Annotated in this window: 35 protein-coding genes and 1 pseudogene; 25 read left to right on the forward strand and 11 right to left on the reverse strand. The window is 58.1% G+C overall.

The features are described from left to right. Window positions 1-369 precede the first annotated feature (369 nt). The 5 genes from MPRO_RS00360 to MPRO_RS24915 form a co-directional block, all read right to left on the reverse strand. The gene (locus MPRO_RS00360; RefSeq protein ID WP_067285772.1) at window positions 370-609 is read right to left on the reverse strand and encodes a hypothetical protein; all 240 of its coding nucleotides are present in this window, start codon (window positions 607-609) and stop codon (window positions 370-372) included. A 110-nt stretch (window positions 610-719) separates the two neighbouring features. Continuing rightward, window positions 720-845: a hypothetical protein gene (locus tag MPRO_RS26450; protein WP_281177073.1), complete on the reverse strand. Its 126-nt coding sequence runs from the start codon at window positions 843-845 to the stop codon at window positions 720-722. Continuing rightward, entirely contained in the window at window positions 845-1,099 is a 255-nt protein-coding gene (locus MPRO_RS00365) for a hypothetical protein (RefSeq protein WP_067285774.1), read from the reverse strand. Before MPRO_RS00365 ends, MPRO_RS26450 begins: the two co-directional genes overlap by 1 nt. Further along, window positions 1,096-1,680 (reverse strand): phage regulatory CII family protein, encoded by a 585-nt coding sequence (locus MPRO_RS00370; RefSeq protein WP_082708356.1) that lies wholly within the window; start codon window positions 1,678-1,680, stop codon window positions 1,096-1,098. The genes MPRO_RS00365 and MPRO_RS00370 overlap by 4 nt, the downstream gene beginning before the upstream one ends. A gap of 46 nt (window positions 1,681-1,726) precedes the next feature. After that, window positions 1,727-1,948, reverse strand: coding sequence for a YdaS family helix-turn-helix protein (locus tag MPRO_RS24915; protein WP_158651699.1), 222 nt, complete (start codon window positions 1,946-1,948; stop codon window positions 1,727-1,729). 151 nt (window positions 1,949-2,099) lie between these two features. Between MPRO_RS24915 and MPRO_RS00380 the strand changes: the two genes are divergently transcribed. The 20 genes and pseudogenes from MPRO_RS00380 to MPRO_RS00470 all read left to right on the forward strand — a co-directional run bounded on the left by MPRO_RS00380 (window position 2,100) and on the right by MPRO_RS00470 (window position 13,718). Further along, on the forward strand, window positions 2,100-2,804 hold the full coding sequence (locus MPRO_RS00380) for a LexA family transcriptional regulator (protein ID WP_067285778.1): 705 nt from the start codon (window positions 2,100-2,102) through the stop codon (window positions 2,802-2,804). Window positions 2,805-2,830: 26 nt separating this feature from the next. Further along, window positions 2,831-3,580: a hypothetical protein gene (locus MPRO_RS00385; RefSeq protein ID WP_067285780.1), complete on the forward strand. Its 750-nt coding sequence runs from the start codon at window positions 2,831-2,833 to the stop codon at window positions 3,578-3,580. Between the two features lie 151 nt (window positions 3,581-3,731). Further along, window positions 3,732-4,436 (forward strand): BRCT domain-containing protein, encoded by a 705-nt coding sequence (locus MPRO_RS00390; protein WP_067285781.1) that lies wholly within the window; start codon window positions 3,732-3,734, stop codon window positions 4,434-4,436. Window positions 4,437-4,627: 191 nt separating this feature from the next. Further along, complete coding sequence (locus tag MPRO_RS25600; RefSeq protein ID WP_158651700.1) at window positions 4,628-4,795, forward strand: hypothetical protein; 168 nt, start codon at window positions 4,628-4,630, stop codon at window positions 4,793-4,795. Between the two features lie 4 nt (window positions 4,796-4,799). Then, on the forward strand, window positions 4,800-4,940 hold the full coding sequence (locus MPRO_RS25605; protein WP_158651701.1) for a hypothetical protein: 141 nt from the start codon (window positions 4,800-4,802) through the stop codon (window positions 4,938-4,940). Window positions 4,941-4,979: 39 nt separating this feature from the next. Then, entirely contained in the window at window positions 4,980-5,234 is a 255-nt protein-coding gene (locus MPRO_RS00395; RefSeq protein WP_067285783.1) for a hypothetical protein, read from the forward strand. A 32-nt stretch (window positions 5,235-5,266) separates the two neighbouring features. After that, on the forward strand, window positions 5,267-6,208 hold the full coding sequence (locus MPRO_RS00400) for a recombination-associated protein RdgC (protein WP_067285785.1): 942 nt from the start codon (window positions 5,267-5,269) through the stop codon (window positions 6,206-6,208). Between the two features lie 26 nt (window positions 6,209-6,234). After that, a pseudogene (gene csrA, locus MPRO_RS00405) lies at window positions 6,235-6,420 on the forward strand (carbon storage regulator CsrA); the annotation flags it as partial. A gap of 356 nt (window positions 6,421-6,776) precedes the next feature. After that, complete coding sequence (locus MPRO_RS00410; protein ID WP_067285787.1) at window positions 6,777-7,013, forward strand: hypothetical protein; 237 nt, start codon at window positions 6,777-6,779, stop codon at window positions 7,011-7,013. Then, window positions 7,010-7,297: a hypothetical protein gene (locus MPRO_RS00415; RefSeq protein WP_067285789.1), complete on the forward strand. Its 288-nt coding sequence runs from the start codon at window positions 7,010-7,012 to the stop codon at window positions 7,295-7,297. Before MPRO_RS00410 ends, MPRO_RS00415 begins: the two co-directional genes overlap by 4 nt. Further along, entirely contained in the window at window positions 7,294-7,587 is a 294-nt protein-coding gene (locus MPRO_RS00420) for a hypothetical protein (protein ID WP_067285791.1), read from the forward strand. The genes MPRO_RS00415 and MPRO_RS00420 overlap by 4 nt, the downstream gene beginning before the upstream one ends. Continuing rightward, entirely contained in the window at window positions 7,584-9,290 is a 1,707-nt protein-coding gene (locus tag MPRO_RS00425) for a DNA cytosine methyltransferase (RefSeq protein ID WP_067285792.1), read from the forward strand. Before MPRO_RS00420 ends, MPRO_RS00425 begins: the two co-directional genes overlap by 4 nt. Before the next feature lie 11 nt (window positions 9,291-9,301). Next, window positions 9,302-9,880 (forward strand): beta clamp domain-containing protein, encoded by a 579-nt coding sequence (locus tag MPRO_RS00430; protein ID WP_067285794.1) that lies wholly within the window; start codon window positions 9,302-9,304, stop codon window positions 9,878-9,880. A gap of 11 nt (window positions 9,881-9,891) precedes the next feature. Then, entirely contained in the window at window positions 9,892-10,293 is a 402-nt protein-coding gene (locus tag MPRO_RS00435) for a hypothetical protein (protein ID WP_067285796.1), read from the forward strand. A gap of 137 nt (window positions 10,294-10,430) precedes the next feature. Then, complete coding sequence (locus tag MPRO_RS00440; protein WP_067285797.1) at window positions 10,431-10,610, forward strand: hypothetical protein; 180 nt, start codon at window positions 10,431-10,433, stop codon at window positions 10,608-10,610. 14 nt (window positions 10,611-10,624) lie between these two features. After that, entirely contained in the window at window positions 10,625-11,200 is a 576-nt protein-coding gene (gene ssb / locus MPRO_RS00445; RefSeq protein WP_067285799.1) for a single-stranded DNA-binding protein, read from the forward strand. A gap of 12 nt (window positions 11,201-11,212) precedes the next feature. After that, window positions 11,213-11,500, forward strand: a complete 288-nt coding sequence (locus tag MPRO_RS00450; RefSeq protein WP_067285801.1) for a hypothetical protein — start codon at window positions 11,213-11,215, stop codon at window positions 11,498-11,500. A 10-nt stretch (window positions 11,501-11,510) separates the two neighbouring features. After that, window positions 11,511-12,929, forward strand: coding sequence for a hypothetical protein (locus tag MPRO_RS00455; protein WP_067285802.1), 1,419 nt, complete (start codon window positions 11,511-11,513; stop codon window positions 12,927-12,929). A gap of 190 nt (window positions 12,930-13,119) precedes the next feature. Next, a complete protein-coding gene (locus MPRO_RS00465; protein ID WP_067285806.1) occupies window positions 13,120-13,353 on the forward strand; it encodes a helix-turn-helix domain-containing protein in 234 nt (77 codons plus the stop codon). Window positions 13,354-13,361: 8 nt separating this feature from the next. Beyond that, window positions 13,362-13,718, forward strand: coding sequence for a hypothetical protein (locus MPRO_RS00470; RefSeq protein ID WP_067285808.1), 357 nt, complete (start codon window positions 13,362-13,364; stop codon window positions 13,716-13,718). On the opposite strand, the gene MPRO_RS00475 is transcribed toward MPRO_RS00470, so the two are convergent. Then, window positions 13,715-14,989 carry a tyrosine-type recombinase/integrase gene (locus tag MPRO_RS00475; RefSeq protein ID WP_067285810.1) on the reverse strand — a complete coding sequence of 425 codons (1,275 nt, stop codon included), beginning with the start codon at window positions 14,987-14,989 and terminating at the stop codon, window positions 13,715-13,717. The two genes, MPRO_RS00470 and MPRO_RS00475, sit on opposite strands and share 4 nt — an antisense overlap. 120 nt (window positions 14,990-15,109) lie before the next feature. Next, a complete protein-coding gene (locus MPRO_RS00480) occupies window positions 15,110-16,426 on the reverse strand; it encodes a deoxyguanosinetriphosphate triphosphohydrolase (protein ID WP_067285811.1) in 1,317 nt (438 codons plus the stop codon). Between the two features lie 375 nt (window positions 16,427-16,801). Here MPRO_RS00480 and bufB point away from each other — a divergent pair, with 375 nt between their 5' ends. Both bufB and MPRO_RS00490 read left to right on the forward strand, forming a co-directional pair. Then, window positions 16,802-17,650 carry an MNIO family bufferin maturase gene (gene bufB, locus MPRO_RS00485; RefSeq protein ID WP_067285812.1) on the forward strand — a complete coding sequence of 283 codons (849 nt, stop codon included), beginning with the start codon at window positions 16,802-16,804 and terminating at the stop codon, window positions 17,648-17,650. After that, window positions 17,650-18,441: an HvfC/BufC family peptide modification chaperone gene (locus MPRO_RS00490; RefSeq protein WP_067285813.1), complete on the forward strand. Its 792-nt coding sequence runs from the start codon at window positions 17,650-17,652 to the stop codon at window positions 18,439-18,441. The genes bufB and MPRO_RS00490 overlap by 1 nt, the downstream gene beginning before the upstream one ends. A gap of 28 nt (window positions 18,442-18,469) precedes the next feature. On the opposite strand, the gene MPRO_RS00495 is transcribed toward MPRO_RS00490, so the two are convergent. The 4 genes from MPRO_RS00495 to MPRO_RS00510 are packed head-to-tail and all read right to left on the reverse strand — an operon-like array spanning window position 18,470 to window position 22,016. Further along, the gene (locus MPRO_RS00495) at window positions 18,470-19,846 is read right to left on the reverse strand and encodes a cryptochrome/photolyase family protein (protein ID WP_067285814.1); all 1,377 of its coding nucleotides are present in this window, start codon (window positions 19,844-19,846) and stop codon (window positions 18,470-18,472) included. Further along, window positions 19,843-20,817: a YbgA family protein gene (locus MPRO_RS00500; RefSeq protein WP_067285815.1), complete on the reverse strand. Its 975-nt coding sequence runs from the start codon at window positions 20,815-20,817 to the stop codon at window positions 19,843-19,845. Before MPRO_RS00500 ends, MPRO_RS00495 begins: the two co-directional genes overlap by 4 nt. Window positions 20,818-20,829: 12 nt before the next feature. After that, window positions 20,830-21,486 (reverse strand): ChrR family anti-sigma-E factor, encoded by a 657-nt coding sequence (locus MPRO_RS00505; protein WP_067285816.1) that lies wholly within the window; start codon window positions 21,484-21,486, stop codon window positions 20,830-20,832. Further along, window positions 21,483-22,016: a sigma-70 family RNA polymerase sigma factor gene (locus MPRO_RS00510; protein WP_082708360.1), complete on the reverse strand. Its 534-nt coding sequence runs from the start codon at window positions 22,014-22,016 to the stop codon at window positions 21,483-21,485. Before MPRO_RS00510 ends, MPRO_RS00505 begins: the two co-directional genes overlap by 4 nt. A 196-nt stretch (window positions 22,017-22,212) precedes the next feature. On the opposite strand from MPRO_RS00510, the gene MPRO_RS00515 reads away from it, so the two are divergent. Genes MPRO_RS00515 through MPRO_RS00525 form a run of 3 tightly spaced genes read left to right on the forward strand, consistent with a single transcriptional unit; the run spans window position 22,213 to window position 25,650 of the window. Beyond that, entirely contained in the window at window positions 22,213-23,568 is a 1,356-nt protein-coding gene (locus tag MPRO_RS00515) for an NAD(P)/FAD-dependent oxidoreductase (RefSeq protein WP_067285820.1), read from the forward strand. Then, window positions 23,565-24,407: a DUF1365 domain-containing protein gene (locus MPRO_RS00520; protein WP_082708361.1), complete on the forward strand. Its 843-nt coding sequence runs from the start codon at window positions 23,565-23,567 to the stop codon at window positions 24,405-24,407. The genes MPRO_RS00515 and MPRO_RS00520 overlap by 4 nt, the downstream gene beginning before the upstream one ends. Next, window positions 24,394-25,650, forward strand: a complete 1,257-nt coding sequence (locus MPRO_RS00525; RefSeq protein ID WP_067285822.1) for an SAM-dependent methyltransferase — start codon at window positions 24,394-24,396, stop codon at window positions 25,648-25,650. Before MPRO_RS00520 ends, MPRO_RS00525 begins: the two co-directional genes overlap by 14 nt. The last annotated feature ends 24 nt before the right edge of the window (window positions 25,651-25,674 follow it).

Raw genomic sequence — 25,674 nt, forward strand, 5'->3', positions numbered from 1 at the left:
GGGATGCCAGCCATCCTTAGCCAGCTGATCTTCCCTGCTCCAGGGTGCCTGTGTGTCGCTGTGCGTCCTTTGTCCCTTACCTGCAGATCACCACTTACGGCGGTTAGTCGTGCTGTGGTGGCCGGGGCTCACTCCGGCGTTAGGCAGTTGGGATGACCCTAAAGATCATCGGTTGGCACAACTGCCGCCCAAGGCTTAGCATTCACCACAACCGCAGAGTGATTTGGCGGACGATGTACAGTGGGCCCCGTCAGTCGACCGGGGCGCCAGCACGCGCCCCGGTGTCCTATTTAGCTTCCAGTGCCGTGAAAGCACGCGCCAAATCACTCTCGGTTGTGCACTGCTTGCGGCAGTGACTCGTAAAGCCTTCTAAGTCGCCCCTTGGGCGAGCTTCAGTCGGGCAGCCTCTTTCCATCCTCTATCTTGCGAACGTAGTGACGCTGGCGGCTGATAGCCCTGAATGATCGCGGCGGCCCATACGGTTGCTTCCGCCCGTGTAGCAGGGCGATATTTCTCTTCCAGCGCCCCGTCTACGAATCGGCTGAAATTCACCCGACCATCGGGCATGAAGTCCATTACCCATCTTTCAGTGCCTTCCTGGTTATCCATAAAAACCTCGGTTGTATGTGGCTGCTGTACCCTGGTACCCAGAAAGCCCCAGTGAAGGGGCTGCGGCGCATTTGTTACCGGGCCTGCGCCTCTCGGCAGTGGCCCTGGAGTCAGCCGTACTCTGTTTGGTGGATCAGGGCGGGCAGTTCGTCGGGCTCTGCTGCAGCGCTGCCCGCAGGGGCGCCACACAGGTTCTCTGCCGAGATTAGGATCAGTTGCAACAGGAACAGCAGCATCAGTTCGCCTGGGCGTAATCGCAGGAATCATCAATACCCATCTGCCGCCGGCGGCGGGCGGCGGCCAGGCAGTCGCCTGTTTCGTTGCGGGGGCGGTACTTGCTGCTATGCCCCCAGAACGCACGCCGTGGCTTGCTCTTGCGCCGAGTTCGGGCGCCGTACTTCAAAGGCTCCAGATGGACTTCAAAAGCGGGCGCGGCATTGCTCATGACGCCAGCAATGGCCAGGATCTGCGCGCTAGACAAACGGCTCATGATGCGTGACCCATCTTCTGATCTTTTTCCCGCGGCGCAATTTTAAGCGCTGCAGGCTCGGCGCCATCAGGCTCAACCAGGCCGGGGCCATACACACACCCGGGCGCCTGGGTCTGGCGCAGTGCTTCACTCTGTGCGCGGGATTTCTTCTGCTCCAGCACAACGGCGCGGCTCAGCGCCAGCAGTGCCTGCACCGCTTCATCAATTTCCTTGCAGCACTGCGCGCTTTCGCGGGCCGTCAGGTGGTTATCAGCCATCGCGTCATCAATCGTGCGCATCACATCGCCGTGCTGGTGGGCCGCACTCAAAACCGCTTTCATCAGGCCACCACACTCGGATTCGTCATCTACCGGCTGGGACTGGACGCCCAGTTCAACCCCCATGGCGGCGTGAATGCGCGTGGTGCCGGTGGCTATCTGGATAGCCAGCGACTCACGCAGGGTCAGCTTATGCGTTTCGTTCTGGGCATTGGCTTTGTTCAGCAACACCTGGTGTGACATACCCACGCGCGAGGCAATTTCCTTCGCAGGAATGGATGAGTCGTGAACGGTGGCATAGATGGCGGTATCGATGTGGTCCATGTTTGAAAGTCCTTTTGATAAACGTGTTTTGATGGCGCCGGCCAACTTATGCTTTGGGTATGGGAGTGCCGAAGACGATTTGATGGGCGGTCACCTTGCCATCAGTTGCCACTTCGATTTTCACCGCCCGGGCAGCCGGGCACTTACGGCGGCCGATGGCATAGTGTTTGATGCACGACTCGGTGACCCCAGCGGCTTTTGCCAGCTTCTGGCGTACAGAGACGCGCTCTTCAACAGGGAATGAATCTATGTATTCTTTAAGCGACACAGGGATAGCCTCAGCGAAACTTCATATGCAAAGAATACAAAACGTATCCTTTTCGCGCAAGCGATGCGATACAAAATGTGGCATTGATCAGAACGGTACAAGTTGTACCATTCTCGGTATGACTACATGGCAAGCACGGGCTAAGGCCCGAATGAAGCACCTGGACCTGACACAGGAAGACCTCACCACCCCGCTGGGCGTTAAAACGCGCGGTGCAGTAGGGCATTACTTCTCAGGAAGGCGGCAGATCAATATCGACCAGGCAACCGCACTGTGTACGGCCCTACAGATGTCTTATGAAGAGCTTTTTGGTGCCGAAGAATCGCGGGCGGCCGAAGGCGCCGCTTCATACGCATCCCCGCCGGAAAAAAAAGCAGCTGAACCTACCTACAGCCTGGGCGCGGTGGCTCCCTGGGATAGCAGCACGCCGCTGGGTGCTGATGAATTGGAGTTGCCTTTGTTCAGGGAAGTTGAACTCGCGGGTGGGCATGGCCGCACCCAGGTACAGGAAAACCATGGCGCCAAACTGCGATTTGCGCGCTCCACACTGGCGCGCAAGGGCATAGACCCATCTGTGGCGGCCTGCTGCTTTGTCAGTGGCGACAGCATGGCCAGAGTGCTGCCCAACGGCTCTACCGTGGCAGTAGACACCAGCGCCACGCACATTGAAGACGGTCAGATGTACGCCATCGATCACGGCGGGCTGCTGCGGGTAAAATACCTGCACCGCCTACCCGGTGGGCGCGTTAAGGTCAGCTCCGAAAACAAGGAATATCCAGACGAAGTACTGGAGCCTGAAAGCCTGGATGAATTCCGCGTCGTAGGCCGGGTGTTCTGGTATGCCGTCTTGTTGTAACCAAAAATGGACTTCATAGGTGGGGTATGAACGAAGGAAAGCAATGCCTGAAATGCGGGTACTCACGCGCTGAAGATGATCCGCCCCCCTCCTCCCAGTGCCCAAAATGCGGGGCTATCTACGCCAAGGTCGAAGCCCACCAAGCCCACCAAGCCCAGGCTGCGGATGAACGACCAGCCAGACCAAAGCCTGAACCCACCAATAAGCCCTCCAAACTGAAGCGTGCTGGCATATATGGGGGAGCGATTATAGCCCTCGCGGTCGTTACGGAGTTGCTGCCCGATCGCCGACAAGTGGCGACCGAAAGTCAATCGGCGGCGGCCTCGACCACAACGACGGAAGAACCACTCGACACAGAAGAAGCGCTTCGAAACATCGAATACATTGTCACCCACGCCACAATCCATGCGAAGCAAATTTGCACGGATGACTGGACCAAGAGAGGGGTGCTGGACACCCGCATGTACAACCACTGTCTGGAGCAACAGATAGAGGCCATGCGGGACCTTGAGTACCTAATTGCCGAGAACAACACATCCCGCTACTACACACTCTCGCTATTCCACTGCAGGCGCGAGTGGACGGATCACGGCATAGTAAACCCGCGCATGGTGAGACACTGTCTTGAGCAAGAGGTAGAGGCGTGGAAGGACATTGATTATTACAAAACTATCTACGATCGCGAGCTGATAGAAGAACTGGCGCATCAAGGGATGATGCGGTATCGAAGCTGGCGAATGGCAGCCTATCACATGAAGGCGGCGCTTGACCGATGACTGAGGCATCATGCGGCGGCGTTCACTATTGGCGCTGCTGGTGCCTATTTACATGGTGATTGTGAAACCCAAGGGGTGAACTCACTATCACCTATAAACGCAATATCAGTGAGCAAAAGTAAGCTGCGACAACGGCCAAGGAGGCAAAAGGATGTCGACAGATAGCAAGGCATGGAACGGTGGCGTGCATGACGCGCACGGCCAGCCAATCCAGCAACGACTCCGCAAAACTGCACTGCAACAGCGTAATGTCGATGAGCTTATCGGGATCTGTCGTGGTATCTCGATTGACGGCATGGTAAGCCAAGCCGAACTTGAACCTTTCTACATCTGGCTGCATAGCCGGCCAACATTGATCGATGTATGGCCTGGAAATGTGCTGTATGCACGACTCAAGGATGCCTTTGAAGACGACTTCATTGACAAGCATGAGGCGCAAGATATTCTCGACCTGCTTCTGAGTGTAGTGGGAGGCGAACCAGATATACAGACCAGCACCGATACGAGCACCGGCGAAATAGTTGCGGTGCATAAATCGGCGTCATTGCCGATTACCGAACCGGAAAATATTCAAACAGAAGGGTGCTACTTTGTCCTAACTGGTAGATTTGCGGCTGGACCCCGCAAAGAATGGGAAAAGTTGATTATCGAAGGCGGTGGGATATGCCAAAAATCCCCGACGACACGAACTGACTACGTGGTGATTGGTACGGTTGGGAGTCGTGACTGGGCGCATTCAACCTGGGGCCGCAAAATAGAGGCGGCCGTCGAACTCCAGAAAGGCGGGCATAAGGTCGAAATCATATCTGAAGAATACTGGATATCACGCATAGGCTTGAAAGACGCTAACGCCTAGCGGCCATATTTACGGCGAGAGCCGAAGCATCCTCCCAAGCCCGCCCTGAGCGGGCTTTTTTGTATCCATTTTCCGGCATAACGCATCTTTTCGTATCCTTATAAAATAAAGATACAAAATGTATTGACCTAAATAGATCTGTTTTGTATCTTTTACTCCATCAGACACACATTACAGCGATGGAGCACGTCATGGACGACCACACAGTACAAACCTTCATCTTCCTGGGCTGGATGATTGGCTCTGCTTTCGGGCTGGTGTTCATAGCCACATTGCTGGGCGCTGGGGATGTGATTCGCGCATGGCATTGCGGCGAAGACTGGCGGGGAACGCTCGCCAAACACCTCAAAGAGTTCTGAGCAAATGAGGGCCCTACTCGCGTTCATGATCTTTGTGGCTGTTGTTGCCTACGGCTCCACAGAGATAGCCAAGCAGTTCGATACCAGCGACATAGCCTCTGCCCGCCGAGCCCGGGAACACTTGATTGATCACGCCGGCGAATAGCCTGCTCACCCTAACCCACAACCGCGCCAGGGAAGACCGATGCCCAAACAAACCCACACCTTCAAGCTTGCCGAGAAAGCCCTGAACGCCGCCCTCAAGTGGGCCGATCCAGAATTCGACAGTGTAGCCGCCTGCGATATCGAAATTGCGCTGCTGCAGCTGCACATCAACAACGGCATGGAAGCAGAAGATCGCGAGCGGGCAGAACAGACCATCAACCATCTGCGCCTGCACGGCCGGCGCTATAACCAGCACCGCGACTACGGCGAGTCCAAGGCCCGCAAAGCCGCCTGATACCCACAACCCACCAGCAGACAGGAATCACCATGAACTTCTTCAAGAACGCGATCTTCTATTGCCTCAAAGACTGCCCCGTGCAGGAAGCCCTCGAAGCGGCCCTGGCCGAAGGTGCCTTTGTACCACCCGGCACTCAGGAAATGACACGCAGCGGCTGGGTGGCGCCAGCTGAAGGCCTGGACGAAAGCCTGGTACTGGCATCGGAAACCCAGGAAGGCGGCCATGCAATGACTATCACCCTGCGCACCGATACAAAAATCATCCCTGCGGCAACCCTGCGCGATCACGTAGAAGCCCAGGTAAAGGCCATCGAAGAGCAGCAGGGCCGCAAAGTCTTCAGGCGTGAACGCACCCAGCTGAAGGATGAAGCCATCCTGGATCTGCTGCCGCGTGCCTTCACCCGCCGGCAGCACACCCGCGCGCTGCTCATCCCTGCCGCCGGCCTGCTGGTGGTCGAGGCCACAAGCTACCGTATCGCCGAAGACCTGCTGAGCGCGCTACGAGGCGCCCTGGGATCGCTGCGCGTCACCCTGCCGGACGTTAAGCAGTCACCGGGCGCCATCATGAGCCAGTGGATTGAAGGCGCAGCCACGCAAATCGGCCGATTCACCGTACTTGATGAGTGCAACCTGCGCAGCACGCTGGTGGAAGGCGCCGACATCAAGCTCCGCGGACAGGATCTGGCCAACCCCGATATCGTGGCGCATATCGGCAACGGCAACCTAGTCACCCGCCTGGCGCTGGAATGGAACGACTACCTGGTGCTGCGGCTCTGTGAAGATCTGCGAGTGCTGCGCATCTGCACCACCGACACCTTCAATGAGCAGCGCGCCGATGAAGCCGACGACCTGATTAAGTGCCAGGCCGATCTGCTGCTGATGGCTGCCTGTCTGCGGCAGCTTTTCAAAGACATCACCGGCGCCTTTGGCGGCCTGGTCGAAACCCCTGTCGCCGATAAAACCGCAGCCTGAGCCTAAAACCCAAGGAGGGAAACATCATGTTAATACTGACCCGTCGTGTGGGCGAAACCCTGATGATCGGCGATGACGTTACCGTCACCGTGCTGAGTATGAAGGGGAACCAGATCCGCCTCGGCGTTAACGCGCCAAAGGAAACCACCGTCCATCGCGAGGAAATCCACCAGCGCATCAAGGAAGAAAAGGCGGTTAAGGAGGCCAAGGAAGCAGAGCTGATAAAGGGGCTGTACCTGTTCGCCTTTCGCGAAATAGACACGCAAAAGCCGCTGCTCTGGATCGCCACTGAACGCTCCAATCTAAGTGGCGTAGAGGCAGACGCCGCCATACTCGCGCTATTTCACAGTGAGTGCCACGGCTACCCCCTGGATGAGTTCTACATAGAGCTGATCTGGACGCCCGATATGGTCTTTTATCACGACACCGATCTTGCCTGCGAGGCTGAGAATTCCATCTACGCTGCGCTGGTGGCCGAGTGTCGCATCACTCACCAGGCAACACCCTTTGTTGTGCCCATGCCCACCAGCACGCAGGAAACACTGGCCGTCGAACTGGAAGGTGCAGCATGAAAGCCGATATCGACTACGAAATTTCCATCGACCGTGCGTCCAGTCAGTACGCGATTTTCAAAGGGTTCGAAATCGTGTTCGGCTTTACGCCCTACACAACCGAGGCTGATGCGGAATACGCAGCGCGCGCCTGGGTATCTGAGCGAACCGATAAGGAACCCACCTTCATATATCCGCGGATTACCAGCATGAAGATGACGCGCTGCCGCTCTACAAAGAGGGCCGCGTCATGAATTGCGAATGTAAGACGGAATTTGAAGCCAAGCTCGCCGAGCGTATGAAAGCGGACCTCCCTGAAGGTCATGCCGACTACAAAGCCGAACTGGACAACTACACCCTCGGTATTTCAGATGCTGGCTTGCGCTTGGAAATGATCATCCCCTACAAGGGGCGCGTTCAGGTTCCGAAGAAAGCCGGCGGCCTGAAAACCCAAAAGATTGATACTTGGATTAAGGCGGCATTCTGCCCGTTCTGCGGCGTCGCGACAGCGCCGGTGGCGAAGGAAGGTGCCATATGAACACCGGACAGCAGGCGGTCGAGATAAGCGCCAAGCTATACCAGTGCCGGGATCAGCAAATATTCCTGGGCGGGGCAGACAAATTCAAAGCAACAGTTCAGAAGTGGCGTCCACTGTTCGACAGCGCCATGAAGGAACACAACTGCGGACCGATAAAAGCGCTCACCGTGCTACTGGATCGGCTGGAAAAGAGCGCGCATAACGACGGCATGGCGATGCACTTGCTGTGCGCTGTGGCCTGCGAACTGGCAGAGCCTGGCGTCACGGTCGGGAAGGAAGGTGCGGCATGACTTCGCGGATGAAACTAAACCCGCTCGATTTCAATACCCAGTACGGCCTGGCGCTTGACGAAATCGACCACGAAATAAATGTTGATCTCTTCGCAGGCGGTGGTGGGGCTAGCACCGGGATCGAAATGGGCCTTGGCCGCCCTGTTCATATTGCAATCAACCACAACCCGGCGGCGATCAGCATGCATCAGGCCAACCACCCCGGCTGCCTGCACCTGCAAACCGATGTCTGGACTGTCGATCCCGTGGCCGTGCTCGCAGGGCGTCGGGTTGGGTGGTTCCACGCATCCCCGGATTGCACCCACCACAGCCAGGCCGCAGGCGGGCAACCGCGCAAGAAAGAGATCCGGGATTTATCGTGGGTCGTGATCAAGTGGGCCGGCATCGGCAAGCCCCGCATCATCAGCCTGGAGAACGTGAAGCAGATCCGCCAGTGGGGCCCGCTCGTCGCCAAGCGCTGCAAGACCACCGGGCGCGTTATGCGACTGGATGGAACCGTTGCCAATCCCGGCGAGCGTGTACCGCGCCATGAGCAGTACCTGGTGCCGAACAAGAAGCGCAAAGGGCAAACGTGGCAAAAGTTCCGCGCCTGTCTAGAGGCGCTGGGGTACCACGTCGATCACCGCATTCTGAAGGCCTGTGACTTCGGCGCCCCAACGAGCCGCGAGCGTCTATTCATGGTTGCCCGTCGAGATGGCGAGCCGATCATATGGCCTGAACCCAGTCACGCAGCGCAGCCGGCCAAGGGCCAGAAGCCCTACCGCACGGCCGCTGAATGCATCGACTGGGCTGTGCCAGGCAAAAGCATCTTCGGCCGCAAGAAGCCGCTGGCAGAGGCCACCATGCGACGGATCGCCAAGGGCATCAAGCGCGAGGTGTTAGATAGAGCCCAGCCCTTCATCGTGCCGATAGCAAACTGGAGCCAGGAGACGGTACACCCAGCAGACCAGCCGCTGAACACCATTACGGCATGGCCCCGTGGCGGATCATTCGCGCTCGCAACAGCATTCCTGGCGCAAGCGAACGGCGGGTTCAACACCACGCACTCCAAGCCGCTCAGCGACCCGATGACCACGGTGACAAACACCGGCAGCCAGCAGCAGCTGGTAACGGCCAACCTGGTGCACCTGCGCGGCAACTGTGACGCGCGGGCGGTGGATGACCCACTGCACACCATCAGCGCCGGCGGGCAGCACCATGCACCGGCAACCGCCTTCCTGTCCCGTCAGTTCGGTGGCAGCGTTGGCCAAGGCATTGATGAGCCAGCCCCGACGATCACCGCAGGAGGTGGCGGAAAGTCCGCTCTGGTTGAGATCAAGCTGGCAGCAGATGCCGAGGCCGGCGCCCTGTGCTGTGCCGCCTTCCTGATGCGCTACTACGGCGAAGGCGGACAGTGGGGCGATCTGCGCGAGCCAATGCACACGCTAACCACCAAGGCCCGCTTGGCTCTGGTCACCGTTTGGATAGGCGGCGACCCATACGTGATTGTTGATATCCATCTGCGCATGCTCCAGCCCCATGAGCTGTACATGGCGCAGGGCTTCCCGCCGAGCTACATCATCGACCGGGGGCACGACGGGCGCAGGCTCACGAAATCCGAGCAGGTGCATATGTGCGGCAACTCAGTGAGCCCACCGCCGATGGCCGCCATCGCCCGAGCAAACAACCCATGGCAAAGAAATAGTCAATTTCTCGCAGCATAAGGATCGAAAGCATGACCATCACCAACATCGATCTGCCAGCCAAGCTGCTGCGTGCGGCCCAGGAATATCAGGCCGTGAATGATGTCCGCTATTACCTGAATGGCATTGTGATAAATACGGCAGGGTATATCGGATCCACCAATGGTCATTGCGCATTTTGGGCGCAGTGCGCCGAGGCCAAACAGCTCAAAAACACCATCATTATGAATATCGGTGGCGCTATTCCAGCCAAAGCCGAGACGGCGCATATCTCACTGCATGAGAACGGAAATGCGGGCTATATGTGGTTCTCCTGCGAGCTCGGGCGGCACGTCCTCAAAAAAGGATCAAAAGTGTACCTTGGCCTGAATCTGGTAGATGGCACGTTTCCGGATCTGGAGCGAGTGATGCCAAAGGGCGAACTGGTGGCGACACCCGCAATCGGCCTTAACCCAAACTACATCGCCAAAGCGGGAAAAGCGGGGCGGGCCCTGGGCTCAAAGAGCCCCACGGTCGAACTGAGGTTTCGCGGGGCTGATAGTTGCATAGAAATGCTGCTCAAGCATGCGGACTACAACGCCAAAGTCATTGTGATGCCGTGCGAGATATAAGGAGCAAACCAATGATCATCACCACCTATGAAGCCTGGTGTGACGCTCAGCGCGCTCTGGCGACAGACACTGCCTGCGATGAATGCGAAAGCAGCGGCTGGATTGAATGTGACCTGGGGCATGAGCATAAGTGCGACACCTGCGAGAGCAAAGGGCATTACCTTTCGCTGGACGGTGAAACAAAACTCAACCTCAGCCACGGGCTGTACTTCCACGCAGCCATCGCCGACATCAAGGCGATGTGCCTGTGGACCAGGCGGGATTTTCTGGCAGAAGTCGGGCCCTTTGTGCGAAGCGCGCGGGGTTACGACAAGCCGACAGATCGGAGCAATGCAGATGATTACTTGGCTGGTTTACCGCAATCGCCGTCTGGTCATACAGATATTCACCCACTGCAGGCCTGCCTGGCGTAATAGCGAGGCGGCGAAGCGGGCGGCAGAGCTCTATCGTCTCGATCCGGCAGACCACATCAGCGTCCAGAGAGTCGGACGCTAACCCACCGTTCCAGTGTGCAGTCGGAACCCACGGCCAGCAGGGCGAGGTAATCGATATGAAAGGCAAGCAACGGAATGACGGCAAGCCCCGCGGCATGACGGTCGCGCAGATCAGAGCCAAAGAGGATGTGGCGCGCGGCGCAAAACTATGGGAATGCCCCTATAAGTCTCAGGCCTGGAAGTCCGTCTGGCTACGGGCCTATGCAGCGGCCCAGCAACAACAACTGCTCAATTAATCAAGGAAATAACCATGGCGCGCGGCGTAAATAAAGTAATTCTGGTGGGCAACCTCGGCGGAGATCCGGAAGTGCGTTACATGCCCTCCGGTAATGCGGTGACTAACGTAACTCTGGCCACCAGCGACAGCTGGAAAGACAAGAACACTGGCCAGATGCAGGAACGCACCGAATGGCACCGAGTCGTGTTCTTCAACAAGCTGGCCGAGATCGCCGGCGAGTACCTGCGTAAGGGCTCACAGGTCTACGTCGAAGGCGCACTGCGCACCCGCAAGTGGCAGGACCAGAGCGGCCAGGACAAATACACCACTGAAATCGTCGCCAGCGAAATGCAGATGATCGGCAGTCGCCCGGCGGGCCAGCAGGACGGCCAGAACTCGCGCCCACCTGGCCAAAGCAACAGCCAGGGGTATGCCGGCAACGGGCAGCAATACGGACAGCAGCCTGCAGCGCAGCAGAACAGCCGCCCGCAGCCGCAAAATCAGCCAGGCCAGCAGGTTGCCGGCGCTGGGTACGGCCCAGACCCAGGCGTGCCTGAGTTTGACGACGATATCCCCTTCGAGGTCTACCACAAACACCTGCACAGCTAGGAGTACCGCGCGATGAGCAATCCACACCAGCGCCTGGTCAAGCTGGGCGACATGATGGGCGACGGGCTGCATCTTGAGCCGGATGGGAAATGGATCGCCCGGGAATACAAAGCCACGCTGCGCGAGCTGGGTATTGCCATCCCGCGGAAAAACAACACTCCGCAGATCAATGAACGTATGACGGTCCGCGTGAAGCAAGTCGTGTGCACCCAGTGTGGCGGCGCGCTGGTACAAACCCGGTCAGGATCCAAGCGCGCCCGGTGCGCATCATGCCCGGCAAAATTCAAACTACTGAAGTGAGAAAGGCAGCATGAGCAACACATACAAAACGGGTGACCGAGTACCCACCAGCACCCTGGCTGATCGCCTGGATGAGCTTTCAGAGGCCGTAACCAAGGGCGATACCAGCCCATTTGTCATGCGTATACCGGCCGAACTGGATCACTGCCCTGATCTGGTGATGAGTCAATCCGCAGTCAGAATGCGGGAGCTTGATGATCGGCTGAATACAGTCGAGATCGTATCCAATATATACCGGGCGCAGTTCGAGAAAGCTGAGCGCGGGCTGAACCTGCGGGCGCAGGACTTTCGCTTTATGTGCGAATCGGCGCAGCAGGTTGAAGCGCTGCTGGGCATAAAGAGCAATGGCGGGACAGGAATGGAGCCCATCATGGAAGAGGTTGAACAACTGAAGGCTGAGCGTGATCGGCTGCTGGACGGCTACCCCGAAGGCATGACGCCCACCGATGTGCGCAAGCTGAAGGAGTACAACGCCGAGCTCGCACAGGAAAACGGCGAACTGAAAGTAGCCTGCGGCGGCCTTATGACCCAGCGGGATGTGGCAAGAACCCAGCTGAGTCTTATTGAAAACACAAAGACAATGGCTAAACCGGCACTCGCGGAAAGCTATGAAGACCTGCGGCGACAGTTTAGTAATTTATGGACAGCCTACACCGCGCTAGCGAAGACCGTTAAGTTTTACCAAGATAGAGACTATGAGGTGAAGTGGGCTGAAATTGCAGTCTCTGCTGGTGAGGTTGATGGCCTTCGCGCTGCCAATCAAACCCTTACCGAGCAGCTTTTGGCTGCTGAGGCGGGCGCTGGATTCAAAGCGCAACTTGATGCTCTGCAGAGAAAGTCTGAACACCTGCAAAGCGAAGCCCAATGCCAGGCGAAGATGGCCAACACACTGCGCGCCACCGTATTTGAAATCTATAAAGCGGCTGGTGTGCAAAAAGGCGACTGGAACGGCGGGCGGCCAATCATTGAAAAGCTGGCGTATCTGAATGCGAAGCTTATGGCTGAAAAGGACAAGCGAATCACTGCTGATTATGAGAACAAGACACGCGAGAAAACTATTCGATCGCTGATTTCGCGTAATGTGCAGATGCGGCGGGATCTAAGAGCGCACGCGGAACAGCCTGAGCCTTGTAAGGCAGTCAAATCAGAGGTGATTTCGGGCGTTCGCATGGATGAACTGGACGCCTCCCTAGAAGTGGAAGCCTGGTTTGCGGATGTTATAGAGCGGCGTAACTATCGAGCTGAGTCCAGCTCATGTATGCGGCACCACGGGTTTGAGGCGGGCTGCGGGAAGGTGGCGGTCCTATGGGTTAATAACCGCCCCGTCGCCACTGCCGTATTGCTGCGCGACGAATTCAACTACACCACTTTCTTTGGATCAGAGCTTGACTGGCCAGCGGTGTCTGCCACCACGGAGCAGCAGCCATGAAAGCCCGCGGCGCTGAATCATTAAAGGCCATGGCCGAAAAGCGGCAACAGATATGCCGCAACGTACCCCCATGCCCCGAGTGCGCAACCAGGCAGGTACAGCTGGTAAACGTAAGCGATGACTTCCCGCTCTGGAAATGCAGGCACTGCGGGAACAAGTGGAATGGCAAGACAGCACAGGAGAGCAACCAATGACAATGCTTAACGCTCAAGGTCTGCTCGGCGAGCGCAAACTGTCACCCAAGGAAGTGGCCGAAATTCTGGACTCCACGGTGGCGACGCTGGCGGTGTGGCGCAGCACCGGCCGACACAAAGAGAAACTGCCCTTTCTCAAGATCGGCGCAAAAGTGCGCTACCTGGAGCGGGATGTGGAAGCCTTCCTTGAAGGCTGCAGGCGCACCGAAACCGATACTAAAGCCAAATAGGATCTGCCGTGGCCAGTGTAAAGGAAAAAGTTATTAATCAGGCGCTGGCGCGCATCGAGCGCCGCCTGACTTCCATTCGTGGCGTCCTTGATGCTAATCCGCTGTCTGATCTGTGCGAGGTCAGGGAAAAGGCAGCGGCGTTGCACGACGCCTGTTTTGCGGGCGACAAGCGCGATCATGACGGATTCATAAAGGGCCTGGATCCGCTGGTGAAAGAAGAAGCGCGGCTGCTGCGGCTGGCAAAGCGGCAGCTGCGCGACTCGATGAAATTGATAGATAAGCAGGTAGAGCTTGAGTTTGAACGGGGTGAACTCATCCGCGAGCTATCGATGATCGATTTCAGGAATAGCCTTCGCGGCAGTTAGCCCTTACCCGCCAGCCGCTCCAGCAGTTCCGCTTTTTCCGCCTCGCTCAGCCCATCCATAATAGCCCCCAGCTTATCCGTCTGCGACTCGCGCCCACTGGCGCGGGTGATGGCGGATACCGCCGTCTGAATCCCTACCCGTGTACTCTCTGCATCCAAGTGCGCATAGGTGCTGGCCGTGATGTTAATGTTCTTGTGCCCCAACACCTTGGCGATCTGCTGCAACCCCACCCCTTCGATCGCCTGCCAGCTGCCCAGGGTGCGGCGCAGGTCATGGATGGTCAGCCGTGCTTCAAGATCTGCAGGACGCAAGCCAGCGCGATGCGCGATGCGATTCCAGTAACGCTCGGTCTTAACCGGTATATGCGGCGAGCGCATGCCCGGGAATACATACCCAGTCTTGGCCTCAGCCTTGCGGCGGCGCAGGATCAGCACCGCATCTTCGATCAGCGGCACGCTATGGGCCCGCCGGCCCTTCATCTTGCGCCCCGGAATCGTCCAGGTGTTGCGCTCCAGGTCTACTTCGCTCCACTCCATTGTGTGCACCACCGCTTTACGCTGGGCAGTAAACAGCAGGATGAGCACCACATCCTGGTACAACTGATCTTCCTGCGCGATTGAGTCAAACAGCGGCGCCACCTCATCCGGGCGCAGGTAGCGTTCGCGCTTGGGTTGCTCGCGCCGATGCACGCTGGTAACGGGCGGCGCAACATCGATGCCGAGCTCGTCACTCGCATAGCGGTAAACACCCCTTAATACCGCGATCCAGTGGTTGTGCAGGCTCTGGTTGTATTGTTCGGTGCGCATATGATCACGCACTGCATCGGCGCTAATGTCCACCAGCTTGCGGCGGCCAAACACCGGCCGAATATGCAGCCGGTAATTGCGCTCATAGCTCACCCAGGTAAGGTGTCGCAGCTCTCCAGTGCTGACCTTATGTTTCAGATCAAACAGCCACTGCACCGCTACATGATCGAGCGTTGAGCTCTGCTGCGCCGTTCTGGCCGCGGCTTCATCCGGATCGATACCGGCGTTAAATGACGCCGCATATTCAGCGGCTTTGCGCCGGGCCTGGTCCACCGTCCACTGCCCGAAACGGCCGATACTGCGCTCGACCACGCCGCGCTCTTTATGCCGGGCCCGATAGTAAAACGTCTTGCCACCGGTGGGGGTCACTCGCAGGGTCAGCGACGGCAAAACCTCGTCGGCATACCGAGTGCGCTTCTCGACCACCAGCTTCTCAGCCCAGCTTTTGGTGAACTTAATTCTCATATTGAGCCCTGGCCCACACCGGGCCCACATTTCATATCAATTTTCATTGTATTCGTCGCATTGCCATTAAACATCAACTTCCGCATATTTCGTAACAATATCAACTATATAGCATCTTTATTAAGCTGAATATATCTTCCTAGATAAGTGCGTTGCGTAATTGTCCGTCATACCGCCGATGAAATCGAGCGCGCGGCGGTAGGCATCATAGAGCGGCAGCTGCGGCGAGGGCGCATGAATCCCCATCAGGCTGATAATCTTCTCGCTGCGATAGCCCAGCCCGCTGGCGCCCTTGAGGTGCTGATCATGCACCGCCCGGCAGAAGGCTTCGAGCAGCACACCCAGGCTGCCATAGGCACCCACCTCAAGCTCCGTCTTGCGGGTATCGGGGAAGACCCGGGTTTTCGCCAGCTGCTTGGCCCGCAACAGTCCCTCCCGTACGCCGGTATCACCATCAGCCAGCAACTCGCCACCGTAGTTTCCGGCCATAATGGCGGCATAATTGCGGCTATAGGCACTCAGCGCCGAATCGATCATGTTTTCCATCGCCGTACCGCGCAGCGCTGAAATCTTGCGCCGCGCCGACGCCTGGGTCGCAAACAGGGTATCGTCGTATTCCAGATCCCCGCACAGCTGCAGCAGGATCGGCTTGACCTCGTCGAAGCTAAGAATGTTCAGCTCTATGGCATCCTCCAGGTCGAGAATGGCGTAGCAGATATCATCCGCCGCCTCCATCAGCCAGGTCAGCGGATGGCGACTCCACCAGTGCTCACCCAGGGGTATCAGTCCCAGCGACTGCCCCAGCTTATCGAGGATCACCCGCTCGCTCTGAAAGCTGCTGAACTTGCCCTTGGCCGTGGCACGCTCCACCGTCCAGGGGTATTTCAGCAGGGTTCCAAGGGTCGGGTAGGTCAGACGCAGGCCGCCATCCAGCAGGTGATTTTCTATCCGCGTGACCACCCGAAAGCCCTGGGCATTACCCTCAAAGGTTTCCAGATCGGCACGTTCCGCCGGCGCCAGGGACTGCGTCAGCTCACGGCTGGCCGGGCTGCGAAACCAGTCCCTAATGGCATATTCGCCAGCGTGGCCAAAGGGGGGATTGCCAATATCGTGGGCCAGGCAGGCCGATTGCACTATAGTGCCCAAGTCATGGGGGCTGATCCAGACAGGCAGTTGATCCGCAATCAGCTCGCCAACACGAATTCCCAGGGTGCGCCCCACGCTGCCGACTTCAATGGAGTGCGTCAGGCGGGTATGAATATGATCATTCAGCGCCAGCGGATGTACCTGTGTCTTGCGGCCCAGGCGACGAAAGGCACTGCAAAAAACAATGCGGTCATTATCCTTGTGAAAGTGACTGCGCCCGATCTCCTGCGGGCTGACCTGCTCATGGCCATAACGCTGCGCGGTCAAGAGCCTGTCCCATTGCATTGTCATTACGCACGACTCCAAAGATTGCATGATTCGCTGCCCCTGCGCCCTGCTCTTTTTCCCAATAGAGCCGCGGCCACGGGCAGGTGCGGCCTTTGGCCGCAAATATCGAGTATACCCCGACACCCTGGCCTGCGCGTCCCGCGTGACCGACGGACCTATTCAAGACCTTGCACGGAACTAAATTCAAACAACAGTTTCAAAGAGCTGAACCTGAGATAAATCAGATGATCGCCAGACCCAACATCCATAACGCCGATACCAGCACGGGTCTGCGAGGGCGCGGCTCAGGTTCAACATTCGAATGCCGCGCGGTAAAGAACTAAACACAAACCGCTATTTTCCCAAGGACGGGCACCACAGCGCAGGGACAACAGCATTATGCGTGAGACGATCCACTGGAGTCTTGCTGGCACGGGAGTCGGCCTGAAAAGCTGCCATCTTGATGACATCATCAACGCAGGCGAGGATATTCGCTGGCTTGAAATCCTGCTGGATCAGCATTTGGTCAAGGGTGGCGCTGCACTGCACAGCCTTGAGCGGCTGCGCTGCAACTACCCACTCACCCTGCACGGTGCCGGTCTGGCTCTGGGATCCAGTGCCCCGCTGGACATGCACTACCTCGCCCGCATCAAGCACATGGCCAATCATCTGGATGCCAGCTGGATATCCGATCATGTCTCCTTCGGCACTCTGGGAAACTGCTTCAGCCATGAGCTTCTGCCCCTGCCCTACACCGAGGAAGCGCTGGATCACATCTGCGCGCGCATCCAGCAGGTGCAGGAATACCTCGGCCGGCGCATCCTGCTGGAAAATCCCGCCTGCTACCTGGGCTATAATCACTCCACCATCTGCGAAGGCGAGTTTCTGGCCGAAATGGCGCAACGAGCGGATTGCTATCTGCTGCTGGATCTTAACAATTGCTATGTAACCCAGTACAACCTGGGAGTTGATGCCGAGCAAACCCTGGCGCGGCTGCCAGCCAGCCGGGTACGTGAAATTCACCTGGCGGGCTTCGATGACCAAGACACCTATCTGCTGGATGGCCACAACTGCGCGGTACATGAGCCGGTCTGGGCACTCTATGAACAGGCCCAGCAGCGGTTCACCGCCACCCCGACACTAATTGAATGGGAGCACGATACCCCGCCGCTACCCGTCATTCTGAATGAGGTCAGCCGTGCCCGGCAGATCATGCAGCAACATATAGATGCCCGAAGGCGGTACTGATGCGGCTCGCCGATTTGCAGGCGGCGCTGCAGGCCGAAATGGAAGGCGAACCCAGTACCGAATTGCGTCAGCTCGTTACCAGCTCAAGCCTGGCACCCGAACAGTGCCTGCAGCTCTATCGGGATCTGCAGGCCCGGGCGCAAACCCAGGCGCTGCAGCAACTATACCCGGTCACCGCCCGACTGCTGGGGCCACAACTGTTTGCGGCCCTGAGTCAGCAGTACAGTCAGTCTTTGACCCGCCCTGATAATAACGGGGTGTACGGTGACGGCTTTGCGGAGCTGCTTGAACAGTGTACTGAACGACACGACAGCCTGCGACATCTGCAATTTCTGCCAGAGCTGGCCACACTGGAATGGACCCTGCACCTTGCCTGGTGCGCCGGTGATGATCCGCCGTTGAGTTTTGACTCCCTGATATACATCCCTGAGTCCGAGCAGTATCGCCTGCGTCTGGTACCCAGCCAGGCGCTGCAGCTATTGCACTGCAGCTGGCCGGTGCTGGAAATCTGGCACAGCCATCAGCACGACAACAGCACTGAGCTGCATCTGAGTTATCGTCCACAATGGCTGTGCGTGTATAGACAGCTCGACAGCCCCCAGGTCGAATCCCTCACTGAGGTACAGGCATCCTTACTGAACGGCATACTGCGCGGTGACACCCTGTATCAACTAGGGCGCGCCGTACCGGACATCAATCAACACCTGAGCATGCTAATCTCTCGCCGCTGGATCACCCACTTCAAGCTGCCGCCCGATGTAACTGCTGCTGATAATTCGCGCAAGGGCTGATATACAGCCGCCAGCTCTGCCCGTTACATCAGCCGGACGCCTTGTAGCTGGCAAGCGCCGCTGCACGAGCATCCGGATAGACGATAATCGGCTCTATCCCCCGCACAGCGCTGCTAGCCACCGGATCCTGGCGCTGACGCGCCGGCAGCTGTGAAAGCTCCGGCAGCCAGTGACACACGAACTCATCCCGTGAGTCGAAACGCTGTGCCTGGCGCAACGGACTGAAAATACGAAAATAGGGCGCAGCATCCGCCCCCACAGACGCACTCCACTGCCAGCCCCCAAGATTGGAGGCAAAATCACCGTCAATCAGCTGCTGCATAAAAAACGCAGCCCCCAGGCGCCAGTCCACGCCCAGCAGTTTGGTAAGAAAGGAGGCTGTCACCATGCGCAGGCGGTTATGCATCCAGCCGGTGGCGAGCAATTGGCGCATGGCGGCATCAACAATGGGAAAGCCGGTCTCGCCGCGACACCAGGCAGCAAAAAGTTCGGGCCTTTGCTGCCACTGAATACGTGCCTCGACCTCAGGCCGAAAAGGCGCCAATCGGTTCAGGTCGGTGAAGGCCACCAGCAGATGGCGATAAAATTCGCGCCAGATAAGTTCAGTCACCCACTGACTCTCGAGCCAGCTCTCGCCAAGTCGCTGCTGCGCTACATTCAGACACTGACGCACCGACAGCTGTCCGGTATTCAGATAGGCCGACAGTGACGAAGTCGCCGCCAGCGCCGGAAAATCCCGCTGCTCGCCGTAGGCGCCCAGATCGACCTCGGCGAACCGGTACAGGCGGGCCGCTGCCTGCTCCTCACCTGGGGGCCAGAGCTGGCGATCGTAGGCTTCGCCCAACGGCGGAATCGGATCACTCACTATCGCCTGCGGCGGCTGGCGCAAGGGCGCCGGCAGGCACGCCAGGTCACGCCGCAGCATTTCCCTGCGCCAGACACGGCTAAAGGGCGTAAACACCTTGAAAGGCTCGTCCTTGGCACTCTGCACCGAGCCAGGCTCAAGCACCAGATCACCATGGCTGCCTTCGCAGCGCAGCCCCGCGCCGCGTAGTACACGTTTGACCTCGCGATCACGGCGGCGCTCATTGAGTGGATACTCGTAGTTAAAATAGAGCCCCTGTGCCTGCACCTCGTGACACAGTTTGAGCAAAGCCTCAGCGCAGTCGGCGTAGTCATCGACCTGCAGTATCCGCAGCGCAATATTACGTGACGCCAGATCATCGGCCAGGCATTGCAGCGAATCCCGCCAGAAGGCGAGTTTTCGCGGCGCATCACCGTGTTGTCGCCATTGCTCCGGAGTCAGTACCACCACCGCCAGCAGGGGCTGGCCCAGAGCTGCGGCGCCATGCAGTGCCGGATTGTCCGTCAGGCGCAGATCGTTGCGAAACCAGACCAGATTCATATGTAGTTGCGCAGCCCCAGCTTGTAGGGATGTGGATCCAGGTAGGATTGCTGTTTGATGTAATCCGAGCCGTGGCGCTTGAGATAGTGGCGCAGCAGTGTGAGCGGCACGACCAGATGAACCTCGCCGCGGTGATACTCGGCCACGCTGTCGAGAATCTCCTGCTTGCACTCACTGTCGATGGCCTTTTTCAGATAGCCAAACACATGCATCAGCACATTGACGTGGCTGTTACGGGTGGCACAGTGGCTCATGTGCTCCATAAAGCCGCTGATATAGGTCTGCATGGCGACCTCGATGGGCTCGCTATGGGCTTGCGCCAGATAACGCCCCAGGATGCGGTAACCTTCATAGCTATGGGCCATAAGCAGATACTTGCTCTGGCTGTGGAATTGCAGCAGTTCATGATAGCTGGGCTGCGCTTCCACCTTCTGTTTCCAGCGGTGCAACGCAAACACCCTGGCAATGAAGTTCTCCCGCAGCACCGGGTCATTCAGTCGCCCCTCCTCCTCAACCGGCAGCAAAGGGTTGGCCCGCATCAGCGCTTCAATAAAAATACCGCGCCCGGCCCCGTTGGGCATGCCGTTGGGGTGATACACCTTGACCCTTTCCATGCCACAGCTGGGTGAGCCCTTGATGACGATATAGCCACAGATGTCCGGCAGTGCTGCTGCGACCGCCCGCCCCTGCTCGGCCAGCGCTTGTGTTACATCCAGCGACGGATCCTTTGTACCCAGAGCTCTAGGGCTGGCAGCATCGCCTACCAGTCGAATGGGTTCCCTCGGAACACCCAAACCGACGGCAAGCTCGGGGCAGAACGGCTTGAAGTTGAAGCAGTCGGACAGCACATCCAGACAATATAGCGAGCGCTTGTGCCCACCGTTATAGCGCACCTTTTCACCCATAAGGCAGGCACTGATACCAATAGAAATGCGCTCTGCCTGCGTACTATCTGCCGTTATATCGTTCATGCTTAGTCCCTTTTAAAGCCCAATAAACGGCTGTACCAGCCGGACCATCAAGCCACTGAAACGCAAAGGCGCATCCGTGGCGATCAGGCAGATACAATCCTCGCCGCTGTCGCTGATCGGCTGATGGGAGATCTGTTCATCCAGATCGGCCACATCACCAGCCTGAAAACGCCCTAGCTCGTCACTGTAGGAGCCGCGTAGTATCAATGTTAGTTCATTGCCGCGGTGACTATGGTGTGGCACCGACAAGCCTGGCGCTATTCTCAGCAGTCGCGTGGCTCCGGGGCCACCCAGGCGCAGATCCAGTTGGCGCACACCCGGCACCAGAGTACGCCAATCCAGTTCATCAAGCGGCTTGTTCAGATACTGCGCCAGCGGCATCGGAATGTCTGCGTCCTGCGAGCGAACTCGCACTGGTGTCTGCATTTCTGGCGAACCGGCATTGGTTTCCAGCAATGCCAGCACCTGATCCAGCGCGTCCGGCGCCAGTGCAACCGGTGCAAGTTCCTCTAGCAAGGCCCCGCCAACAGCTTCCGCCTGGCGCATCCGTTGCTGACAATGAGCACAGCGATCTATATGACTGGCAACCAGCAGCGACATGCCTTCAGACAGCGAACCCGCCGCGTAAACCATCAGGGTCGCATCATCGAGATGGTGACGAATATTCATGATGACTCCCCCCACACCTGTTTAAGTTTCTCGAATCCGAGGCGCAGCCGGCTCTTGACGCTACCCAAGGGTATCCCAATGGCCTGGGCAATTTCGGAATGGCTGCGCCCCTCGTAGTAAGACAAATACAGTACTTGGGCCTGAGCTTCCGGCAGGGTGCGAATGGACTCCGCCATGCGCGTTGCCAGCACGGCATGCTCTCCGGCATGATGATCATCCGGATCGGGCTCCTCTGCCTCCAGCTCATAGAACTGGATTTTTTCGCGACGCAGGCGGTCGATACACAGATTGCGTGCAAGACGGAAAATCCAGGTACTGGCATTTGCCTTGGCCGGATCAAACATGTGGGCCTTGCGCCACACCGACAGCAGCGCTTCCTGCGCCAGTTCCTCGGCGTTGGCAGGCGTCATGCCCATACGGATGATGTACGCTTTGACTCGCGGAGCAAAGTGCTGGAACAGCCGACCATACTCGGACTTGTCCCGCGACTGGCCAAGTCCCGCCAGGCAGGCGCTCCATTCCTCTTTCACAGGGGGAGCCTGTTTGAATAAAGAGATGACTGCAGCCACATCGCCTCCGGACGTTTTTGTTTGTTCATTGTCCTGCTATACGTAAGTGCGGTATGGATGGATCAGTACGACAAAAGGACATTTAAAACACACAGCCGCTGATCTGAATGTATGGCCATCTTCGTACAGGGAGCTCAAAGATGCAAAGGAACAGGCCATGAACATCCAGGCGATACGTCCACTCAAAATCGCGGTCATTGGCTCGGGCATTTCAGGACTCTCCAGCGCCTGGCTGCTTAGCCAGCAACACCAGGTCACGCTGTTCGAAAAAGACGACCGCCTGGGCGGGCACTCCAATACGGTCGATGTGACCCACGGCACCAGCAGTGTTGCCGTGGATACCGGCTTTATCGTTTATAACCCAGTTAACTACCCCAACCTGGTGCGCTTTTTCGAGACGCTGGGTGTTCAAAGCCGCGAAACCGAAATGTCATTCGGGGTCTCGCTGGATGAAGGCCGACTCGAATACAGCGGTACCGGCCTGCCTGGCCTGCTGGCACAAAAGCGCAATATGCTGCGCCCGCGCTTCTGGTCCATGTTGCTGGATCTGTCACGTTTTTACCGCGAAGCGCCCCACTACTGCGAAGACCCTGACACCGCCAGCCTGACCCTGGGTGAACTGCTGCAGCGCGAACACTATGGAACTGCCTTTATTCAGGATCACTTGCTGCCCATGGGCGCCGCCATCTGGTCGACGCCAGTGGACCTGATGCTGCAATACCCGGCGCTGGCCTTCCTGCGTTTTTGCCAGAACCATGGTCTGGTTCAGCTCAAAGACCGCCCACAGTGGCGCACCGTCAAAGGCGGCAGCCGCAGCTATGTGAACAAGATAGAGGCCGGCCTGCGCCGACGCGGTGAGGTGCGCCTCAACAGCCATATCCGCCGTATTGTGCGCAGTGAAGGTAAAATCGTGCTGGAATTCCTGCACGGTGAACGGGAAACCTTCGACCATGTCGTTCTGGCCTGCCATGCCAATCAGGCGCTGCAGCTGCTACACACGCCCAGCACATTGGAGCAGCAATTGCTGGGGGCATTCAGCTATCAGCGCAACCGCGCCGTGCTGCATTCAGACTCCAGCCTGATGCCCCGCAGCAAGTCTGCCTGGGCCAGCTGGAATTACCTGGCGGCACAGCAACACAGTGGTCAACGGGAAGTCTCCGTAAGCTACTGGATGAACCGCCTGCAGCACCTGCCCGATGCATTGCCGCTGTACGTGACGCTGAATCCGCTACGCGAACCCGAGTCCGGCACCGTGCACCGCAGCTTCCTGTATGATCATCCAACCTTTTCGCTGGCCGCCCTGGATGCACAAAAGCAGCTGTGGGACCTGCAAGGCCAGCAAAACACCTGGTTTTGCGGCGCCTACTTTGGCTACGGTTTTCATGAAGACGGCCTGCAGGCAGGCCTTGCCGTGGCGGAAGAGCTGGGCGGACGTCCGCGCCCCTGGACACTGGATACGCCCAATCACCGTATCCACGTGAACCTAAAAGCTCGCCTGGTCGTGCCTGCATGAGCCTGTCGGCACTCTATTTCGGCCATGTTTTGCATCACCGCCTGCTGCCGCGCGTGCACCGGTTTCGCTATGGCGTGATGGCACTGCTGCTGGATCTGGACCAGGTTGACGCACTACACCGTCACCTGCGCCTGTTCGCCCACAACCGCTTTAACCTCTACGCCTTTTACGACCGCGATCACGGCAATGGCACCAACACGGACCTGAAAACGCAGATACAGCAGCAGCTCGCACACCAGGGCATCCATCTGGACAACGGCAAAATTATACTGCTGTGCTATCCACGCATTCTGGGCTTCGTATTCAACCCGCTCAGTGTCTATTACTGCTACGACGCCAAGGCCAGCCTCAGGGCCATTCTGTACGAGGTCAGCAATACCTTTGGCGAACGCCACAGCTATCTGCTGCCCGTCAGCAACAGCGCCCAGGTTATGCACGAAGTCGACAAGTGCTTCTATGTGTCACCGTTCATGCCGCTGGACTGTCGTTACCGTTTCAGAATGCAAGCGCCCGACAATCGCATCGGTGTGCATATCGAACAACATCATGCCGATTCACTGATGTTTCGCGCCAGCTTCAGCGGCGTACGCCGCCCCCTGAATGACCGCAGCCTGCTGCAGGCGTGCTTTCGCTATCCGCTAATGACCCTGAAAGTCGTCGCCGGCATCCACTGGGAGGCCCTGCGCCTGTGGTGCAAGGGCCTGCGCATTCAGCCCAAACCTGCGCCACCTTCCCACAGCCTTACGCTGGCGTGCGTGCCGAACAGTACCGCCACGCACACCACAGCCACTGGCACAAAAAAGCGTAATGATGGAGAAAATGCCCATGAAACCCACTGAATTCCGCCTGGCGACTGAACTGCCCCACCTGGCCGACTCCGTCAAGACGGGCTGGTTCAATCGGCTGTGCGTGCGCATTCTGGCACGCTGGCTGGCACGCATGGAGTTTGGCCATCTTGATCTGGTGCTACCCGACGGTCAGTGGATTCGCGTTGGCAACCAGGACAACCCTCAGGTGCGGGCCGAGGTTCGCCTGCACAGCCTGCGCCCCTTGCGCCGACTGCTGCGCGGCGGCCAGCTCGGCTGGGCCCAGGGCTACATGGCAGGCGAGTGGGACAGCCCGGATATCAGTGCCCTGATACTCTGGGCACTGGGCAACGAAGCCAATTTTGGCCGACTTGACCAGGGTTTCGCCCTGAGCGCCGGGCTGCACCGCCTGTCTCACCTGGCAAGGCGTAACAGCCGTCGTGGCAGCCGACGCAACATCGCCTATCACTACGACCTGGGCAATGATTTCTATCGGCTCTGGCTCGACCCCGGCATGACCTACTCTTCGGCCCTGTTTGCCGACCCGCAGCAGAGCCTGGAACAGGCTCAGCAAAACAAGTACCGCCGTATCTGTGACCTGCTCCAGCTTGAGCCCGGCCAGGAAGTACTGGAAATCGGCTGTGGCTGGGGCGGCTTTGCCGAAACCGCAGCTAAGGACTATGGCAGCCAGGTCAGTGGAATTACCCTGTCCCGGGAGCAACTGGCCTGGTCGCGGGAGCGCATCGCCAAACAAGGACTGGAGTCACAGTGCAGTTTCTCGCTTACCGATTATCGCGACCTCGATACCCAGGCTGACCGTATCGCGTCCATAGAAATGTTCGAGGCCGTGGGCGAGGAAAACTGGCCCGAGTATTTCGCCCAGATAAAACGTTGCCTCAAACCGGGCGGCCTGGCGCTGCTGCAGATCATCAGCATCGAGGATGATCGCTTTGATGAGTACAGGCGCAGCGCCGACTTTATCCAGCGTTACATATTCCCCGGCGGCCTGCTGCCAAGCCGCGCTCGGCTACAACAGGAGATCAGCCACGCCGGGCTCGAACTGATCCAGCAGGAGCAGTTCGGCAAGGACTACGCCCTGACGCTGACGCTCTGGCGCGACGCTTTTTTGCAGCAGTGGCCGCAGATTGAAACCCAGGGGTTCGATGAGCGCTTCAAACGCATGTGGCTCTATTATCTGGGCTACTGCGAAGGTGGCTTTCGCCATGGCGCTGTTGATGTCGGCCTTTACCTGATTCGAGCAGAACAGGACGCATGAGCGCCCGCCACAGACACTGGCGCC

The organism is Marinobacterium profundum, from assembly GCF_001528745.1.
Classification (GTDB): Bacteria; Pseudomonadota; Gammaproteobacteria; order Pseudomonadales; family Balneatricaceae; genus Marinobacterium_A; species Marinobacterium_A profundum.

Excerpts from the sequence above, each read along its gene's own strand:
- MPRO_RS25605 (WP_158651701.1), top strand. The coding sequence starts at position 4,800 with ATGAGGGCCCTACTCGCGTTCATGATCTTTGTGGCTGTTGTTGCCTAC.
- MPRO_RS00415 (WP_067285789.1), top strand. The coding sequence starts at position 7,010 with ATGAATTGCGAATGTAAGACGGAATTTGAAGCCAAGCTCGCCGAGCGT.
- MPRO_RS26450 (WP_281177073.1), bottom strand. The coding sequence starts at position 845 with ATGCTGCTGTTCCTGTTGCAACTGATCCTAATCTCGGCAGAGAACCTG.
- MPRO_RS00465 (WP_067285806.1), top strand. The coding sequence starts at position 13,120 with ATGACAATGCTTAACGCTCAAGGTCTGCTCGGCGAGCGCAAACTGTCA.
- MPRO_RS25600 (WP_158651700.1), top strand. The coding sequence starts at position 4,628 with ATGGACGACCACACAGTACAAACCTTCATCTTCCTGGGCTGGATGATT.
- MPRO_RS00515 (WP_067285820.1), top strand. The coding sequence starts at position 22,213 with ATGAACATCCAGGCGATACGTCCACTCAAAATCGCGGTCATTGGCTCG.
- MPRO_RS00440 (WP_067285797.1), top strand. The coding sequence starts at position 10,431 with ATGAAAGGCAAGCAACGGAATGACGGCAAGCCCCGCGGCATGACGGTC.
- MPRO_RS00525 (WP_067285822.1), top strand. The coding sequence starts at position 24,394 with ATGAAACCCACTGAATTCCGCCTGGCGACTGAACTGCCCCACCTGGCC.
- MPRO_RS00425 (WP_067285792.1), top strand. The coding sequence starts at position 7,584 with ATGACTTCGCGGATGAAACTAAACCCGCTCGATTTCAATACCCAGTAC.
- MPRO_RS00520 (WP_082708361.1), top strand. The coding sequence starts at position 23,565 with ATGAGCCTGTCGGCACTCTATTTCGGCCATGTTTTGCATCACCGCCTG.
- MPRO_RS00360 (WP_067285772.1), bottom strand. The coding sequence starts at position 609 with ATGGATAACCAGGAAGGCACTGAAAGATGGGTAATGGACTTCATGCCC.
- MPRO_RS00410 (WP_067285787.1), top strand. The coding sequence starts at position 6,777 with ATGAAAGCCGATATCGACTACGAAATTTCCATCGACCGTGCGTCCAGT.
- MPRO_RS00480 (WP_067285811.1), bottom strand. The coding sequence starts at position 16,426 with ATGACAATGCAATGGGACAGGCTCTTGACCGCGCAGCGTTATGGCCAT.
- MPRO_RS00495 (WP_067285814.1), bottom strand. The coding sequence starts at position 19,846 with ATGAATCTGGTCTGGTTTCGCAACGATCTGCGCCTGACGGACAATCCG.
- MPRO_RS00450 (WP_067285801.1), top strand. The coding sequence starts at position 11,213 with ATGAGCAATCCACACCAGCGCCTGGTCAAGCTGGGCGACATGATGGGC.
- MPRO_RS00395 (WP_067285783.1), top strand. The coding sequence starts at position 4,980 with ATGCCCAAACAAACCCACACCTTCAAGCTTGCCGAGAAAGCCCTGAAC.
- MPRO_RS00380 (WP_067285778.1), top strand. The coding sequence starts at position 2,100 with ATGAAGCACCTGGACCTGACACAGGAAGACCTCACCACCCCGCTGGGC.
- MPRO_RS00505 (WP_067285816.1), bottom strand. The coding sequence starts at position 21,486 with ATGAATATTCGTCACCATCTCGATGATGCGACCCTGATGGTTTACGCG.
- ssb (WP_067285799.1), top strand. The coding sequence starts at position 10,625 with ATGGCGCGCGGCGTAAATAAAGTAATTCTGGTGGGCAACCTCGGCGGA.
- MPRO_RS00365 (WP_067285774.1), bottom strand. The coding sequence starts at position 1,099 with ATGAGCCGTTTGTCTAGCGCGCAGATCCTGGCCATTGCTGGCGTCATG.
- MPRO_RS00390 (WP_067285781.1), top strand. The coding sequence starts at position 3,732 with ATGTCGACAGATAGCAAGGCATGGAACGGTGGCGTGCATGACGCGCAC.
- MPRO_RS00475 (WP_067285810.1), bottom strand. The coding sequence starts at position 14,989 with ATGAGAATTAAGTTCACCAAAAGCTGGGCTGAGAAGCTGGTGGTCGAG.
- bufB (WP_067285812.1), top strand. The coding sequence starts at position 16,802 with ATGCGTGAGACGATCCACTGGAGTCTTGCTGGCACGGGAGTCGGCCTG.
- MPRO_RS00430 (WP_067285794.1), top strand. The coding sequence starts at position 9,302 with ATGACCATCACCAACATCGATCTGCCAGCCAAGCTGCTGCGTGCGGCC.
- MPRO_RS00420 (WP_067285791.1), top strand. The coding sequence starts at position 7,294 with ATGAACACCGGACAGCAGGCGGTCGAGATAAGCGCCAAGCTATACCAG.
- MPRO_RS00455 (WP_067285802.1), top strand. The coding sequence starts at position 11,511 with ATGAGCAACACATACAAAACGGGTGACCGAGTACCCACCAGCACCCTG.
- MPRO_RS00435 (WP_067285796.1), top strand. The coding sequence starts at position 9,892 with ATGATCATCACCACCTATGAAGCCTGGTGTGACGCTCAGCGCGCTCTG.
- MPRO_RS00400 (WP_067285785.1), top strand. The coding sequence starts at position 5,267 with ATGAACTTCTTCAAGAACGCGATCTTCTATTGCCTCAAAGACTGCCCC.
- MPRO_RS00490 (WP_067285813.1), top strand. The coding sequence starts at position 17,650 with ATGCGGCTCGCCGATTTGCAGGCGGCGCTGCAGGCCGAAATGGAAGGC.
- MPRO_RS00370 (WP_082708356.1), bottom strand. The coding sequence starts at position 1,680 with ATGGACCACATCGATACCGCCATCTATGCCACCGTTCACGACTCATCC.
- MPRO_RS00500 (WP_067285815.1), bottom strand. The coding sequence starts at position 20,817 with ATGAACGATATAACGGCAGATAGTACGCAGGCAGAGCGCATTTCTATT.
- MPRO_RS00385 (WP_067285780.1), top strand. The coding sequence starts at position 2,831 with ATGAACGAAGGAAAGCAATGCCTGAAATGCGGGTACTCACGCGCTGAA.